Annotated in this window: 15 protein-coding genes; 7 read left to right on the forward strand and 8 right to left on the reverse strand. The window is 56.4% G+C overall.

Translation table 11 applies throughout. The annotated features are described in order from the left end of the window. Positions 1–82 precede the first annotated feature (82 nt). The 3 genes from EnteroDNA1_RS10465 to EnteroDNA1_RS10475 all read right to left on the reverse strand — a co-directional run bounded on the left by EnteroDNA1_RS10465 (position 83) and on the right by EnteroDNA1_RS10475 (position 3,049). A complete protein-coding gene (locus EnteroDNA1_RS10465) occupies positions 83–1,630 on the reverse strand; it encodes a methyl-accepting chemotaxis protein (protein WP_048977759.1) in 1,548 nt (515 codons plus the stop codon). A 345-nt stretch (positions 1,631–1,975) separates the two neighbouring features. Continuing rightward, on the reverse strand, positions 1,976–2,464 hold the full coding sequence (locus EnteroDNA1_RS10470) for a TIGR00645 family protein (RefSeq protein WP_023309169.1): 489 nt from the start codon (positions 2,462–2,464) through the stop codon (positions 1,976–1,978). Between the two features lie 81 nt (positions 2,465–2,545). Next, complete coding sequence (locus EnteroDNA1_RS10475; RefSeq protein WP_023309170.1) at positions 2,546–3,049, reverse strand: ESA_00282 family adhesion-associated protein; 504 nt, start codon at positions 3,047–3,049, stop codon at positions 2,546–2,548. Positions 3,050–3,152: 103 nt separating this feature from the next. On the opposite strand from EnteroDNA1_RS10475, the gene EnteroDNA1_RS10480 reads away from it, so the two are divergent. Together EnteroDNA1_RS10480 and EnteroDNA1_RS10485 are read left to right on the forward strand one after the other, a co-directional pair. Further along, positions 3,153–3,557, forward strand: a complete 405-nt coding sequence (locus EnteroDNA1_RS10480; protein ID WP_064673306.1) for a hypothetical protein — start codon at positions 3,153–3,155, stop codon at positions 3,555–3,557. Between the two features lies 1 nt (position 3,558). Next, positions 3,559–4,008, forward strand: coding sequence for a hypothetical protein (locus EnteroDNA1_RS10485; RefSeq protein ID WP_032659963.1), 450 nt, complete (start codon positions 3,559–3,561; stop codon positions 4,006–4,008). 42 nt (positions 4,009–4,050) lie between these two features. On the opposite strand, the gene exbD is transcribed toward EnteroDNA1_RS10485, so the two are convergent. Together exbD and exbB are read right to left on the reverse strand one after the other, a co-directional pair. Further along, positions 4,051–4,476 (reverse strand): TonB system transport protein ExbD, encoded by a 426-nt coding sequence (gene exbD / locus EnteroDNA1_RS10490; RefSeq protein ID WP_023309173.1) that lies wholly within the window; start codon positions 4,474–4,476, stop codon positions 4,051–4,053. Between the two features lie 4 nt (positions 4,477–4,480). Then, positions 4,481–5,212, reverse strand: a complete 732-nt coding sequence (exbB, locus tag EnteroDNA1_RS10495) for a tol-pal system-associated acyl-CoA thioesterase (RefSeq protein WP_047347847.1) — start codon at positions 5,210–5,212, stop codon at positions 4,481–4,483. Between the two features lie 251 nt (positions 5,213–5,463). On the opposite strand from exbB, the gene metC reads away from it, so the two are divergent. Both metC and yghB read left to right on the forward strand, forming a co-directional pair. Beyond that, positions 5,464–6,651, forward strand: coding sequence for a cystathionine beta-lyase (gene metC, locus EnteroDNA1_RS10500; protein ID WP_069303308.1), 1,188 nt, complete (start codon positions 5,464–5,466; stop codon positions 6,649–6,651). Between the two features lie 143 nt (positions 6,652–6,794). Continuing rightward, complete coding sequence (yghB, locus tag EnteroDNA1_RS10505) at positions 6,795–7,454, forward strand: DedA family general envelope maintenance protein YghB (protein ID WP_023309176.1); 660 nt, start codon at positions 6,795–6,797, stop codon at positions 7,452–7,454. Positions 7,455–7,498: 44 nt separating this feature from the next. Here the strand turns inward: yghB and EnteroDNA1_RS10510 are convergent, their stop codons facing one another. Next, the gene (locus EnteroDNA1_RS10510; protein ID WP_033146645.1) at positions 7,499–8,398 is read right to left on the reverse strand and encodes an AraC family transcriptional regulator; all 900 of its coding nucleotides are present in this window, start codon (positions 8,396–8,398) and stop codon (positions 7,499–7,501) included. A 195-nt stretch (positions 8,399–8,593) separates the two neighbouring features. Here EnteroDNA1_RS10510 and yqhD point away from each other — a divergent pair, with 195 nt between their 5' ends. Together yqhD and dkgA are read left to right on the forward strand one after the other, a co-directional pair. Next, on the forward strand, positions 8,594–9,757 hold the full coding sequence (gene yqhD, locus EnteroDNA1_RS10515; protein ID WP_069303309.1) for an alcohol dehydrogenase: 1,164 nt from the start codon (positions 8,594–8,596) through the stop codon (positions 9,755–9,757). Positions 9,758–9,862: 105 nt separating this feature from the next. Then, positions 9,863–10,690, forward strand: coding sequence for a 2,5-didehydrogluconate reductase DkgA (gene dkgA, locus EnteroDNA1_RS10520; RefSeq protein WP_033146647.1), 828 nt, complete (start codon positions 9,863–9,865; stop codon positions 10,688–10,690). Between the two features lie 83 nt (positions 10,691–10,773). On the opposite strand, the gene EnteroDNA1_RS10525 is transcribed toward dkgA, so the two are convergent. Further along, on the reverse strand, positions 10,774–12,945 hold the full coding sequence (locus EnteroDNA1_RS10525; RefSeq protein ID WP_045356051.1) for a YgiQ family radical SAM protein: 2,172 nt from the start codon (positions 12,943–12,945) through the stop codon (positions 10,774–10,776). A gap of 199 nt (positions 12,946–13,144) precedes the next feature. Here EnteroDNA1_RS10525 and EnteroDNA1_RS10530 point away from each other — a divergent pair, with 199 nt between their 5' ends. Beyond that, entirely contained in the window at positions 13,145–14,620 is a 1,476-nt protein-coding gene (locus tag EnteroDNA1_RS10530) for a TrkH family potassium uptake protein (RefSeq protein WP_033146649.1), read from the forward strand. A 30-nt stretch (positions 14,621–14,650) separates the two neighbouring features. On the opposite strand, the gene ftsP is transcribed toward EnteroDNA1_RS10530, so the two are convergent. Next, the gene (ftsP, locus tag EnteroDNA1_RS10535; protein WP_033146650.1) at positions 14,651–16,063 is read right to left on the reverse strand and encodes a cell division protein FtsP; all 1,413 of its coding nucleotides are present in this window, start codon (positions 16,061–16,063) and stop codon (positions 14,651–14,653) included. Positions 16,064–16,113 lie beyond the last annotated feature (50 nt).

Here is a 16,113-nt window from a genome sequence, read left to right on the forward strand (position 1 = left end):
AAAAGAATAGCAGTTTCAGAAGGGGCTGAATGGGGAAGGCGTTAATAATACAAGGCCGCATAAGGCGGCCTTATAGGTTGCGTTATGCCGTCAGGCGGAACTTCTGCACCGAGCGCTGAAGCTCTTCGGTCTGGCGCTCCAGCGCCGCCGCTGCCGCAGAAACCTCTTCAACCAGCGAGGCGTTTTGCTGGGTCACGCCATCCATCTGGGTAATGGCAATCCCGACCTGCGAAATACCCTTGCTTTGCTCCTCAGAGGCGGAAGCGATTTGCTTCATGATGGTTGTCACTTCCGTCACGTCGCGCAAAATCGCATCCATGGTGGTGCCGGTGTCGCTCACCAGCTGCGCCCCCTGCTCTACGCGGGAAACGGAATCGGTAATCAACCCTTCAATCTCTTTAGCCGCATTGGCACTGCGGCTTGCCAGGTTGCGAACTTCGCCTGCCACTACTGCGAAACCACGCCCCTGTTCGCCGGCACGCGCCGCTTCAACCGCCGCATTGAGTGCCAGAATATTGGTCTGGAAGGCAATGCTGTTGATCACATTGGTGATTTCAGCAATTTTCTTCGAGCTTTCCGAAATACCGCTCATGGTGGTCACCACCTCTTCCACCAGCGAGCCGCCGCGGCTGGCGGTAGTTGAGGCCACATCGGCCAGCTGGCTGGCCTGACGCGCGCTTTCCGCGTTCAGTTTCACCGTGGCGGTCAGCTGTTCCATGCTGGCTGCCGTCTCTTCCAGCGCAGCCGCCTGCTCTTCGGTACGGGAAGAGAGGTCGTTGTTACCGCTGGAGATTTCCGTCGCGCCGCGCCAGATATTTTCACTGCCGGAGCGAATCGTGCTGACCGCTTCGCGCAGGCTGTCCTGCATCGCGCTCAGCAGCGGCACCAGCTGCCCCACGCAGTTGCGGCCGAACGGCTCAATGGGCTGGCTGAGATCGCCCTGGGCAATCTGGCGGAACTGCTGGCGAATGCGAGCCAGCGGTTTGACCAGCATCGCCACCAGGTAACGGTCGGTGAAGAGCAGGATCAGCAGGCCGATAATCGTGGCGACGATAATCACCGTGCGGGTCATGCTTGTCAGGCCGTCCACCACCACGCGGGTGCTGTCGAGCGACTTCGCGGCGGCATTGTTGAACGCCTCAGCGGCCGCACCGAACGCGCGGCTCAGCGGTGGCGTGACGTTGTTGGCCTGCTGGCGATACCCCTCCAGAGCCCCCTGCTTCGCCTGCTGCATTTGCGGCGTGACGCCCTGTTCAAGCAGCGCCTGCCAGGAGCCGATCACCCGTGAAGAGATCTGCTCATCCATCGGGCCTGGGGAGATCGCTTTCATCTCGGCCAGTTTTTTGCCCATGTTATCCAGCGCCTGTTGGGCAGAGGAGAGATCCGGCGTGCCGCCTGCGGCTTTGACTTCCATCGCACGGCTCAGACGGGTCACAAAGCGGAAATATTGATCGTTACCCTGACTGAGTACCGTCATCTGTTTAACCAGCTGGCGATCGACTTCATTGCCATCCGATACGCGAGAAAGGGACCAGGTGCTGTACAACCCAACGCCCGCCCACATTAAACAAAAGATCCCGAGAATCGTCAGCATGACGAAACGGATCGTGAAATTACGGAGCATATTCATAAGTCTTCCTTGCCGTGAGGGTGAGTTCGCCCAGAGGCGAGTACTACTCTCGTTATCGGCAGGAAAGAGGGAAATTATAACGTTTTGTGATCATTTTTAATTAGCGTGGCTTCACTGGTCACACAGCTGGCGTTAATCATTAGGCCCGCGCTTAGTGATGCAATTTGTGATGTGATAAGTGCAGAGTGGGAAAGCGCTTTGAATCTGTGGCAGGCGTCGTCGGATAAATAGTGCGGTCTGATGCCCTCACCCCGGCCCTCTCCCACAGGGAGAGGGAGAAAGGCCGCACCGAGCGGTCCCCTCGCCCCTTTGGGGAGAGGGTTAGGGTGAGGGGTAAGGTGTACTTTATTTCTTACTGATCTTATCCAGATACCCCATCACAAACGCAGACAGCACAAACGTCAGGTGGATGATGACGTACCACATCAGTTTGTTATCCGGCACGTTCTTCGCGTCCATAAACACGCGCAACAGGTGGATAGAGGAGATCGCCACAATCGACGCGGCCACTTTATTCTTCAGCGACGAAGCATCCATTTTGCCCAGCCAGCTGAGCTTCTCTTTACGCTCGTCGATATCGAGCTGGGAGACAAAATTCTCGTAGCCGGAGAACATCACCATCACCAGCAGCCCGCCCACCAGGGTCATATCCACCAGCGACAGCAGAACCAGAATCAAATCCGCTTCGGCAATAGAAAAAATGTTCGGCAGAACATGCCAGATTTCCTGAAAGAACTTAATCGTCAGTGCGATAAGTGCCAGCGAAAGGCCAAAATAGACGGGGGCCAGTATCCAGCGGGAGGCGTACATGGCATTTTCAAAAAAGCGTTCCATAGAGTCCTGTTTGCAAAAGAAACCAGCGCCCAGTATATCTCAACGGCGCTGACTGTTTGCAATAACTCAACGGTACGTCACTCAGACGTTGTCTGGGTTTACCTCGGGACGTGCGTACTCCGGCCAGACAAGCGCCACCAGTTCAGGATAGGCTTCCAGACTGAACTCGCGAAAACACTGACGCAAATTTAATACGTCCAGATCGGAATAAGAGACCTTCTCGCCGTTAAGACAGCGCTTTTTAATATTGTCATAATATTTATAGACTGCTGAATTCAGATCGCTACAGCGACGCTGCGCCTCAAACAGTCCAGGCGTGTCATTAATTTCCGACATTTTCATGCGCTTAATTGTCGCATGTAAAAAGTCGATATATTCGTGGTTCACCCGCCAGTACCAGACAGGCGTAACGGAGTTCATCAATACAGAGAAATGGTCTTCCCCTTCCTCTTTTGTCATCAGTTCAGGTTGCGGGGGTTCACTGGTGTCTTTCGACACTTTCGTTTTATTGAACTCCTGCATCAATAAAAGCACACCAGCGGTCAGTAATAGTAATGTGATGACCGTAAAAAAGATGCTGTTCATGGGTAGGCTCCATTTTTTTTGATTTTAAATTTGCCTCATGATATTGTCAACGAATCTCACGCCTTTACCAACCCCACCCTGTTGAAAATAAAGGAAATTAAAAATGCTGCCCGACTATCTCGTCCCGGCTAAGTACCACATTACGCCTGTGGAACAGCAACCGACGGAAGCAGAAAAAGAGGCCAGTTTCACTCAGGGGAAAAGAAAGCTCTCTGATTTCGAGCCCGATATATTAATTGGTGTTTCCCGAACTGGCAAATCCCGAAATATGTTGCTGGAAGAGCACGATCGCCATATAAAAGACCGCTTATTTCGCGCCATAAAAATTGAAGCCTTTGTCCACCTGCTGAATGACCTGCAGGCCGAGGGTGAAATAGATTCCCAGAAACTAAGTCAAATAATGGCTGAAAAAACCGAAGAAATTAATGAAGCGGGCAATGAAATTTGGCTTAATTTAATTACTCGCGAAAAAAACAACCCAATCTTTTATAGCCTGGGGGAAGATTAACGTGAAAGAAGTTAAAAACAACGACGTTTATTTGACTTTAGATGATAAAAAAAGTGATGAATTTATCTTAAAGCAAAATCTCGACGCGCTAAGAAACACAAAAAATGACGAGATGACGCGTATTACGCAAGACCTGGTATCGATCCCGGCGACGCTGGTTCGTCTGAAATGGCAGAATCGCCGTGAAATTTATCCGTTGCAGGTCAAAGAAGAAATTTACGGTGCCGTGATGAACGCCATCATAGAGCAGCGTCCCGAGCTGAAAGAGAAGCTTCTGGGACGTCTTGAGGCCAATTATCAGTATCTGCTTGCCAGAGAAATCGCCACCCTGCGTCTGACGCGCAAGCTGTCCGACGGTGAGTACCGTACCTCAAACGTCACCTGCGTGGCGCTTGATGAGGACGCGCTGGCAACCCCTTCTACCGCACCGACGGATAATAAAAACGCTTAAACCGACAGGCATAAAAAAAGCCGGCTTTCGCCAGCTTCTTTATCACTTCGAGGCCGCTTTCTCTTCGCCGACCAGTCCAATCTTCAGGTAACCCGCCTGATGCAGCGTGTCCATTACCTTCATCATGGTTTCATAATCAACGGTTTTATCCGCGCGGAAGAAGACCGTGGTGTCTTTCTTTCCGCCCGTAAGCTGCTCCAGCGCCGGGATGACCGAGTCGGCCGTCACCGGGTCGTTCCCGAGGAACATGGATTTATCCGCTTTCACCGACAGGTAGATAGGCTTCTCCGGGCGCGGCTGGGGCTGGCTGGAAGAGGCGGGCAGATTCACCTTCACATCCACCGTCGCCAGCGGCGCGGCCACCATGAAGATAATCAGCAGAACCAGCATGACGTCGATAAACGGCGTCACGTTGATTTCATGCATTTCGCCGTTATCGTCCAGATTTTCGTTTAGACGCATCGCCATACTCTTAACCTGCGCGCAGTTTAGACGCCGCGTGCACCGGCTTAACCGAGCTGGCGTTCAGGTCGAGATCGCGGCTTTGCAGCAGCAGAACCTGCGCGGCAACATCACCCAGCGTGGCTTTGTAGCTGCCAATCATGCGTGCGAAGATGTTGTAGATAACCACCGCCGGGATAGCGGCGACCAGACCGATTGCCGTCGCCAGCAGCGCTTCTGCGATACCCGGCGCCACGACCGCCAGGTTGGTGGTTTGGGTCTGCGCGATACCGATAAAGCTGTTCATGATGCCCCAGACCGTACCGAAAAGACCGATGAACGGTGAGATCGCGCCGATGGTCGCCAGATAGCCATTGCCGCGTCCCATGTGTCGGCCAACGGCCGCAACGCGACGCTCCAGGCGGAAACCGGTACGTTCTTTGATCCCTTCGTTATCTTCACTGCCAGCGGAGAGTTCCAGCTCGTTCTGCGCTTCGTTCACTAACAGGGTGGTCAGGCTTTTCGCGTGGAAGGATGAGGTCATATCTGAAGCCTGATCCAGAGAGCGGGCTTCAGCCAGCTGTAGCTGTTCCCGCTTAAGGCGACGCTTCTGCGAAAGCAGCTCGGCGCTTTTGCTGAAGAAGATAGCCCAGGTGACAACGGACGCCAGAATCAGGCCGATCATCACAATCTTAACCACGATGTCAGCATGCTGATACATGCCCCAAACGGAGAGATCCGTCTGCATCAAATTATTACCCACTCTGTATCTCCAGGACGCAAATCACAAAATCTGAGCGTAATAATATCAAAACGTCGTCGAATTGATAGTAGTTCTCATTAGTATTTGCATGGTGCCGTAATTTTCGTTCACTTTCCTTGCGCTTACGCAGTAAAAATTTCTTATGCAAATTTTTGCTAATATTTTCTGCTTATTCGATAAGCCCCGGGGTGCAGTTTTTTCCAATCGTGGTAGTCTGGACGTCCAGACGTATAAAAACAGGGTTAGCGAACATGACAAAGAAGCATCTTGATACCACGCTGGTACAGGCAGGACGCAGCAAAAAATATACGCAGGGATCGGTCAACAGCGTGATTCAACGAGCCTCCTCGCTGGTGTTTGATACCGTTGAGGAGAAAAAAATTGCCACGCGCAATCGCGCGAAAGGCGGGCTGTTTTATGGCCGTCGCGGCACGCTAACCCATTTCTCTCTTCAGGAAGCGATGTGCGAGCTGGAAGGCGGCGCAGGCTGCGCGCTGTTCCCGTGCGGGGCGGCGGCGGTCGCCAACACCATTCTGGCGTTTGTGGAACAGGGCGACCATATCCTGATGACCAACACCGCCTACGAGCCCAGCCAGGACTTCTGCACCAAAATCCTCAGCAAGCTCGGCGTAACGACCGGCTGGTTCGACCCGCTGATCGGTGAAGGCATTGCCGAACTTATTCAGCCAAACACGCGCATTGTGTTCCTGGAATCTCCGGGATCGCTCACCATGGAAGTTCACGACGTGCCGGCTATCGTGAAAGCCGTGCGCAGCAAAGCCCCAGAGGCGATCGTTATGATCGATAACACCTGGGCGGCGGGCGTGCTGTTTAAAGCCCTGGAATTCGACATTGATATCTCGATTCAGGCGGCGACGAAATACCTGATAGGCCACTCTGACGGCATGATTGGCACCGCGGTTTCCAACGCGCGCTGCTGGGATCAGCTGCGTGAAAATGCCTACCTGATGGGCCAGATGGTGGATGCAGATACGGCCTACATGACCAGCCGCGGACTCCGCACGCTGGGCGTTCGCCTGCGTCAGCACCATGAAAGCAGCCTGAAGGTGGCCGAATGGCTGGCGCAGCATCCGCAGGTTGAGCGCGTGAATCATCCCGCGTTACCGGGCAGTAAAGGCCACGAATTCTGGCAGCGTGATTTTACGGGCAGCAGCGGTTTGTTCTCGTTCGTACTGCAAAAGCGGCTGAATAACGACGAGCTGGCGAGCTATCTGGATAATTTTACCCTCTTCAGCATGGCCTACTCCTGGGGCGGTTTTGAATCTCTGATCCTGCCTAACCAGCCGGAACAGGTTGCGGCTCTGCGCCCCGGCGGTGAAGTGGACTTCAGCGGCACCCTGATTCGACTGCATATCGGTTTAGAAAACGTTGACGATCTGATTGCCGATTTAGCAGCAGGGTTCGAGCGTATCGTGTAGAGTGCTGGCTGAAAATGTACTCCCTGGACGCTTTTGTGGACACCGCAAGCAGAAAAGTCTGCTTGAGTTGCGCCCGGGATCAAACCCGACGGGCGAATAAGGGAGTACAATAGCGCTATATCTGCTGTTCCACAGGAAAGTCCATGGCTGTTATTCAAGATATTATCGCGGCGCTCTGGCAACACGACTTTGCCGCGCTGGCGGATCCTCACGTCGTCGGTATCGTTTACCTCGTGATGTTCGCAACTCTGTTTCTGGAAAATGGATTACTGCCAGCCTCTTTTTTACCCGGTGACAGCCTGCTTTTACTTGCCGGGGCGTTAATCGGGAAAGGCGTCATGGACTTCACGCCAACGATGGTTATTCTCACCTCCGCAGCCAGCCTGGGCTGCTGGCTGAGCTATCTGCAGGGCCGCTGGCTCGGGAATACCCGCGTCGTGAAAGGCTGGCTGGCTCAGTTACCGCATAAATATCATCAGCGTGCGACCTGCATGTTCGACAGGCATGGCCTGCTGGCACTGCTGGCGGGGCGTTTCCTCGCGTTTGTTCGCACGCTTCTGCCTACGATGGCGGGCATTTCCGGTCTGTCAAACCGCCGCTTCCAGTTCTTCAACTGGCTCAGCGCCCTGCTGTGGGTGGGTGTGGTCACCACGCTCGGCTATGCGCTGAATATGATCCCCTTTGTGAAACACCATGAAGATCAGGTGATGACCTTCCTGATGGTGCTGCCGATGTTCCTGCTGGTGGCAGGACTGGTGGGAACCATCGCGGTGGTGATTAAGAAGAAGTACTGCAGCGCCTGATCCCCTCACCCTGACCCTCTCCCCATAGGGGAGAGGGGAAAAGCTTAAGCTCCCTGCATCGTTCTTATGCGTGACGCATCCTCTCCCGGCGTAACGCCGAAATAGCGCTTAAACTCCCGACTGAACTGCGACGCACTTTCGTAACCCACCCGCATCGCCGCCGCGCTGGCCTTCATGCCGTCGTGGATCATCAGCATCCGCGCCTTATGCAGCCGGTAGGTTTTAAGGTACTGCAGCGGCGAGGTGCTGGTTACCGACTTGAAGTTATGGTGAAACGCCGAGACGCTCATGTTCGCTTCCGCCGCCAGCTGGTCGACGCTGAGGTTTTCCGTGTACTGGCTTTCGATACGCTTGAGCACGCGGCTTATCAGGCTGAAGTGGGTCTGTCGGCTCACCAGAGCCAGTAACGCCCCGCCGCCCGGACCCAGCAGCACATGGTAGAGAATTTCGCGGACGATCTGTTTGCCCAGAATACGCGCGTCCAGCGGCCTTTCCATCACGTCCAGCAGACGCTCAATGGCGCAGAGGATCTCTTCCGACAGCGTCGCCGAGTTAATCCCGCTCGACGCCATAGACGGCTGGAAGAACTCATCTTCGCCAATATCCATCAGCAGCTCCTGCAGCTGAAGAATATCGACGTTGACGCGAATACCGGCCAGCGGAACGGCCTCTGTCGCGAAGGTTTCACATTCGAAGGGTAAAGGTACCGTCAGGAGCAGATATTCATTGGTGTCGTAGCGGAACACGCGCTCGTTGATATAGCCAATTTTATGGCCCGAGAAGAGAAAAACGATGCCCGGCTGGTACATGACCGGCGTGCGCGTCCCGGGCTGCGTGCCGTAGAGCAGGCGAATGTCAGGAAGCAGATCGCTGACGCCATTTTCTTTATCTATCAGTCTTTTAATCTGCGCAGTGAGCTGATGGCAGATCGCTTCACGGTTCATATTACGTTACTCCGGGTACGGTTTCCGACGTTGACAGTGTGCGTGCTTTTCCGCGCTTTCTCCAGCGCTCTGTAGAAATGGGCAAGACATCGGCAGGAATGTGCATTGAGAGGATAGCCCCGGACGGCCACAATGTGCAGCATCAGGTCGCCCTCTGCGCCACCACGGTTTTTCACCCACTAAAGGGAACGAGCAATGAACAACTTTAATCTTCACACCCCAACCCGCATTCTGTTTGGTAAAGATGCTATCGCCGATCTGCGCGCGCAGATCCCCGCTGACGCCCGCGTACTGATCACCTACGGTGGCGGCAGCGTGAAAAAAACCGGCGTGCTGGATCAGGTTTACAGCGCCCTGGACGGTCTGGACGTGCGTGAGTTCGGCGGCATCGAGCCAAATCCGTCTTACGAAACGCTAATGAACGCGGTGAAAATTGCCCGCGAAGAAAATATCACCTTCCTGCTGGCCGTCGGCGGCGGCTCCGTGCTGGACGGCACCAAGTTCATCGCGGCGGCAGCGCACTACGCTGACGGCATCGATCCGTGGCACATTCTGGAAACCCGCGGCAGCGACATTAAAAGCGCCATCCCGATGGGCTCCGTGCTGACCCTGCCGGCCACCGGCTCTGAATCCAACAAGGGTGCGGTGATCTCCCGTAAAACGACCGGCGACAAACAGGCCTTCATAAACGAACACGTTCAGCCTGTGTTCGCGATCCTGGATCCGGTTTACACCTACACTCTGCCTGCGCGTCAGGTTGCAAACGGCGTGGTCGATGCCTTTGTTCATACCGTTGAGCAGTACGTCACGTATCCGGTGAATGCCAAAATTCAGGATCGTTTCGCGGAAGGCATTCTGCTGACGCTCGTCGAAGAAGGTCCCAAAGCGCTGAAAGAGCCGGAAAACTACGACGTGCGTGCCAACGTCATGTGGGCGGCAACGCAGGCGCTGAACGGCCTGATCGGCGCTGGCGTACCGCAGGACTGGGCAACCCACATGCTGGGCCACGAGCTGACGGCGATGCACGGTCTGGACCACGCGCAAACGCTGGCCGTTGTGCTGCCTGCGCTGTGGAACGAAAAGCGGGATACCAAGCGCGCCAAGCTGCTGCAGTACGCTGAACGCGTGTGGAACATCACCGAGGGTTCCGACGATGCGCGTATTGATGCCGCCATCGAAGCGACCCGCAGCTTCTTTGAAGGCCTGGGCGTGCCAACGCGTCTGTCCGGCTACGGCCTGGACGGCAGCTCCATCCCTGCCCTGCTGGCGAAACTCGAAGAACACGGCATGACCCACCTGGGCGAGCACGGCGACATTACGCTGGACGTCAGCCGTCGCATCTACGAAGCGGCGCGCTAAGCGTTTTTGCCCTCCCGACTTTCGTTTTTTGACATTTCGTCCAGACTTAATGCACAACCCATCGCCGGAGGAACCCTCCGGCGATGCGCACCTGAAGGAGGAAAAATGGCAAACCAAACCGTAATCAAGCTGCAGGACGGCAACGTGATGCCCCAGCTGGGGCTAGGTGTATGGAAAGCCGGTAACGACGAGGTCGTCTCCGCCATTCATAAAGCCCTGGAAGTCGGCTATCGGTCCATTGATACCGCCGCCGCATATAAAAACGAGGACGGCGTGGGTAAGGCACTGGCCAGCGCTGGCGTCCCCCGCGATGAGTTATTCATCACCACGAAACTGTGGAACGACGATCAAAAACGCCCCCGCGAAGCGCTGGAGGAGAGCCTGGAGAAACTCCAGCTCGATTTCGTCGATCTCTGGCTGATGCACTGGCCGGTTCCGGCTATCGATCACTACGTTGATGCCTGGAAAGGGATGATTGAACTGCAGAAAGAGGGGCTGGTGAAAAGCATCGGCGTCTGTAATTTCCAGGTTCATCACCTGCAGCGGCTGATTGACGAGACGGGCGTTGCACCAGTGATTAACCAGATCGAGCTGCACCCGCTGATGCAGCAGCGCCAGCTACACGCCTGGAACGCCACGCATAAAATCCAGACCGAGTCCTGGAGTCCGCTGGCGCAGGGCGGCGAAGGGGTGTTTGATCAAAAGATTATCCGTGAGCTGGCGGATAAATACGGTAAAACCCCGGCGCAAATCGTCATTCGCTGGCATCTGGACAACGGCCTGGTGGTCATCCCGAAATCGGTCACGCCATCGCGCATCGCCGAGAACTTCGACGTCTGGGATTTCCGTCTGGACAAAGACGAGCTGGGTGAGATTGCGAAGCTGGATAAGGGTAAACGTTTAGGCCCGGACCCGGACCAGTTTGGCGGGTAATCGCGTAAAAAAGCCGGGTGGCGGCTTCGCCTTACCCGGCCTACGTGTCGACATAAAAACCCCGGCTCGCCGGGGTTTTTTATTTACGCTTTGCGCTTCACGGGCTTCTTCACACTCGAATTACCGTTCGAACGCTGATGCACAATCGGCGTGTGCTTGGTCAGCGCCGGGCGCGTATTGCGGTTCTGGCGACGCGCTTCGCGCATCTCATCGAGCGTCGGGGCCGGTACCAGGCAGTCGCGGCGCGAGCCGATCAGGTGTTTTTTACCCATCTCTTCCAGCGCCTGACGGATCAGCGGCCAGTTTTTTGGATCGTGATAGCGCAGCAGCGCCTTATGCAGACGACGCTGTTTATCCCCTTTCGGCACCACCACCTCTTCACTCTTATAGCCAATCTTACTCAGCGGGTTCTTGCCGGTGTAATACATGGTCGTCGAGTTGGCGAGCGGTGACGGATAGAAGTTCTGCACCTGATCCAGGCGGAAGCGACGCTGCTTCAGCCACAGCGCCAGGTTCACCATGTCCTCATCGCGCGTGCCCGGGTGCGCGGAGATGAAGTAAGGGATCAGGTACTGCTCTTTACCCGCCTGCTTTGAATAGGTATCGAACAGCTCTTTAAAGCGATCGTAGCTGCCCATGCCCGGCTTCATCATTTTCGACAGCGGGCCTTCCTCGGTGTGCTCCGGCGCAATCTTCAGATAGCCGCCGACGTGGTGCGTTGCCAGCTCTTTGATGTAGCGCGGATCTTCCACGGCGATGTCGTAACGTACCCCGGACGCGATCAGGATCTTCTTGATGCCCTTCAGGTCGCGCGCGCGGCGGTAGAGGTTGATCGTCGGCTCGTGGTTAGTGTCCATATGCTCGCAAATGCTCGGATAGACGCAGGAGAGGCGACGGCAGGTTTGCTCCGCGCGCGGCGACTTGCAGCGCAGCATGTACATGTTCGCGGTTGGGCCGCCAAGGTCGGAAATCACGCCGGTAAAGCCCGGCACCGAGTCGCGAATCGCTTCGATCTCATTGATGATCGAATCTTCAGAGCGGCTCTGGATAATGCGCCCTTCGTGTTCGGTAATGGAGCAGAAGGAACAGCCGCCGAAGCAGCCGCGCATGATGTTGATCGAGAAGCGGATCATCTCATACGCCGGGATACGGGCGTTACCGTACGCCGGGTGCGGAACGCGCTTGTACGGCAGCGCAAAGACGCTGTCCATCTCTTCGGTGGAGAGCGGGATCGCCGGCGGGTTGATCCAGATAAAGCGCTCGCCGTGCTTCTGCATCAGCGCGCGGGCGCAGCCCGGGTTGGTTTCATGGTGCAGAATACGGGACGCGTGCGCGTAGAGCACCTTGTCGGCTTTCACCTTCTCGTAGGACGGCAGCAGCACGTAGGTCTTTTCCCACGGTTTCGGGCGCGGCGGCTGCACAACGATTGCCTTCGCTTCCGCTTTTTTCGGCTCAACCGGCTTGTTATCGGCACACGGCAGATCTTCGCCGTACGGATGCGGGATCGGGTCGATTTTGCCCGGCATATCAATGATGCGGGAATCCACCCCGCTCCAGCCCGGCAGCGCCTCTTTTACCATGATGGCGGTATTGCGCACGTCGCGGATGCTGCTCACCGGCTCACCCTGCGACAGACGGTGCGCCACTTCCACCAGCGGACGCTCGCCGTTACCGTAAATCAGCATATCGGCTTTGGAATCCACCAGCACCGAGCGGCGAACGGTATCTGACCAGTAGTCGTAGTGTGCGGTGCGGCGCAGGCTCGCCTCGATGCCGCCCAGGATCACCGGGACGTCTTTCCAGGCTTCTTTACAGCGCTGGGTATAGACCAGGGTTGCGCGGTCGGGGCGTTTACCCGCCACGTTATCCGGCGTGTAGGCGTCGTCATGACGCAGCTTGCGGTCGGCGGTATAGCGGTTGATCATCGAGTCCATGTTGCCTGCGGTCACGCCGAAGAACAGGTTCGGTTTACCCAGACGCATAAAGTCGTCTTTGCTGTTCCAGTCAGGCTGGGAGATGATCCCCACGCGGAAGCCCTGCGCCTCAAGCATACGGCCACAGATGGCCATGCCGAAGCTCGGATGGTCAACGTAGGCATCGCCCGTGACCAGAATGATGTCGCAGCTGTCCCAGCCCAGTTGGTCCATCTCTTCCCGGGACATCGGCAGGAATGGCGCCGGTCCAAAGCAGGCCGCCCAGTACTGGGGCCAGGAGAAGAGGTCACGATCCGGCTGGATCAGGGAAATTGCGCTCATAATGCTTCCGAAGAAAAAATAGACAAAAGGAGCGGGATTATACGCTGTTCATCCGCCAGATTTGAAGAAAAGGATGCAGGAAGCAGGCAGATATTCGTGGAAGTCGTTAAAATACGGCGCCCTGATAATTTTGAATCATAATATTCACTATATTTTCCGGTGAGTTGCCCCGGAACGTGTTATTGCGCGGAGCTCTGTCGTGAAGCCCAACGATTCGTTACATGTATCCCAGCTGCGGGTTGTCCTTCACCTCTGCGGTTTTCTGGTTCTGCTGTACAGCCTTTCCATGCTGCCGCCGATGGTGATCGCCCTGCTGAATAAAGAGCGGACCTACTTTGCCTTCCTGACCACCTTTTTAACCTTTTTTACTCTTGGAGGGCTAACCTGGCGGGCAACCCGTCACGCCGGCATACAGCTTCGCACCCGCGACGGGTTTGTGATTATCGTGCTGTTCTGGCTGCTGTTTTCATTCATTAGCGCCATGCCGCTCTGGATGGATGACGGGCTTCAGCTCTCCTTTGCCGACGCGCTCTTTGAAGGGGTTTCCGGGATCACCACCACCGGGGCAACGGTGATCGGGGACGTCAGCGCCCTGCCTAAGTCATACCTTTATTACCGCGCTCAGCTGAATTTCATTGGCGGGTTAGGCGTCATCGTGCTGGCCGTCGCGGTCCTTCCGCTGCTGGGCATCGGCGGCATGAAGCTCTATCAGTCAGAGATGCCGGGGCCGTTCAAGGAGGAGCGTCTGACTCCCCGCCTTGCCGATACCGCGCGCACGCTGTGGGTAACCTACTTCGCGCTGGGCGTAGCCTGCACCCTGGCCTACTGGCTGGCGGGAATGTCATTTTTTGACGCCCTCTGTCACGGGCTGTCGACCGTGTCGTTGGGCGGGTTCTCCACCCGCAGCGAGAGCATTGGGTTTTATGACAGCCACGCGATTGAGCTGGTCGCCGGGGCGTTTTCACTGCTCTCCGCGTTCAACTTCACCCTCTGGTACGTCGCCATTGTCAGACGCACCCTGAAACCGATTCGCCGCAGCCCGGAGGTTAAATTCTTTCTGAGCGCCGCCGCGGTGATTATTGTCATCACCGCCTGGCAGGTCTGGCATGCCGGGATGTACAACGCTACGGATAGCCTGGTGCACGCCTTCTTCCTTGCCAGTTCGATGATGACCGATAACGGCCTTTCGACCGCCGACTATGCCCAATGGCCTGCACACACCATTTTCCTGCTGTTGAGCGCCAGCTTTTTTGGCGGCTGCGTAGGCTCGACCTGCGGCGGGATCAAAGCCCTGCGTTTTCTCATTATGTTCAAGCAGAGTATTCAGGAGATGAACCAGCTGGCGCATCCGAGAGCGCTGCTGAGCATTAAGGTGGGCAAAAGCGTGGTGAATGAACGCGTCCTGCGCTCGGTATGGAGCTTCTTTTTTCTCTACGTCATGATCACCGGCTTTTTTGTCTGGTCGCTCAATCTGATGGGCTACGACCTGTTCACCGCATTCGCAACGGTCGCCGCCTGCATCAACAACATGGGGCTGGGGTTTGGGGAGACGGCGTCGACGTTCGGCACGTTAACAGAGGGGGCAAAACTACTGATGTGCGCGGCGATGATCCTGGGGCGTCTGGAAATTTACCCGGTGCTGATTCTGTTCTCGCGCTTTTTCTGGCGGGCATAAAACATTCCCGGCGAACCGGGAATGTTGGGATTATGGCGCAGGGTTGATCAGCATCTGCCCCACGGAGCCCCTGTCCATCATCTCCAGCGTCTGGCTGTGGAACAGGAACGGGAAGTGCGGCCACGAAGGCTGACCATAGTAGACAAGCAGTTCAACCTGACCGTCCACCCAGACGGTATCTTTCCAGCCGCGGTCTTCCGGGAACGGCATCGCACCGTTGACGTTGCGGATCAGGAATGCCACCCCTTCAATATGGAACGACTGCGGCATATCCGAGCGAACCGTCCAGCGCTCCCAGGTGCCCTGCTGCGCGGTAATGTCGATGCGGTTGACGTCCCACAGCGCGCCGTTGATGCCCGGGTCGTCGCCCAGGCTGATATCACGGCTGCGCACCGGCGAGCCGCTCATGATCTCCTGCGGCAGCAGGCGCATTGGCAGGCTATCGGTCACCAGCGGCAGTAGACCGGTTGGGCGCAGGGTCAGCACCAGGGTCGAGACAAGAATGCTCGACGGTTCAAAGAACCCGCGAATGCGGTCAACAATGCTGGCCGCTTCACCGCAGGTGACAGACACTTCATCCCCATTGGTCATATCAATGAGAACTTCACGACGTTCGCCCGGCGAGAGCGCCAGCTGTTTGACGGACACCGGGGCCGGTAAAAAGCCCTGGTCGCCGGAGATCACGTGCAGCGGACGGCCATCGCTCATTTGCAGCTGATAGCGGCGCGAGTTAGACGCGTTGAGCAGACGCAGGCGCACCCAGCCGCGCGAAACTTCCACATACGGGCTTTGCGCGCCGTTGACCAGCAGCGTATCGCCGACAAAGCCACCGCTGCCCGGCTCGCTGTATTCTGGCGTACCGAAATTATCCAGACGCTTGTCCTGGATGATAACCGGGAAGTCATCCACGCCGTAGTGGTTCGGGATCGGCAGGGATTTGCTGACCTCATCTTCCACCAGCCACATTCCGGCCAGGCCGTTATAAACCTGCTGCGCCGTGCGGTTAGGCGTGTTGGCGTGATACCACAGGGTGGCCGCGCTCTGGCGAATCGGCAGAACCGGCGCCCAGTCGGCGCTGGGTGACATCATTCGCGCCGCGCCGCCAATCAACGGGCCAGGCACCTGTAAGCCGCTGATGGTCATGGCGACATTTTCAGGGGTACGGTTACTGTAGATGAGCTTTACGTCATCGCCATTCCACACGCGTATGGTCGGCCCAAGGTAACGTCCGTTAATGCCCCAGACCGGCGCGCGCGTCCCCTGGGTAAAGGACCAGTGGCTACGCTGCAGCGTCAGGAAAAGCGGCTGACCGCGACGGGATTCAATTAATGGCGGAATGGGCAGCGGCTGTTGCTGCCCGGCGGCGCTGGCTGTCAGCGGCATCGCACCCGCACAAAGGGCGATCCCGGAAGCCTGAATAAACTGACGCCGACTGAGTGACATATAAGCTCCATCTGAAACGACTAACAACGCGGGAATTCGTTTTCCCTTCA

The organism is Enterobacter sp. HK169 (genome assembly GCF_001719105.1).
In the GTDB taxonomy this organism is placed as follows: Bacteria; Pseudomonadota; Gammaproteobacteria; order Enterobacterales; family Enterobacteriaceae; genus Enterobacter; species Enterobacter asburiae_B.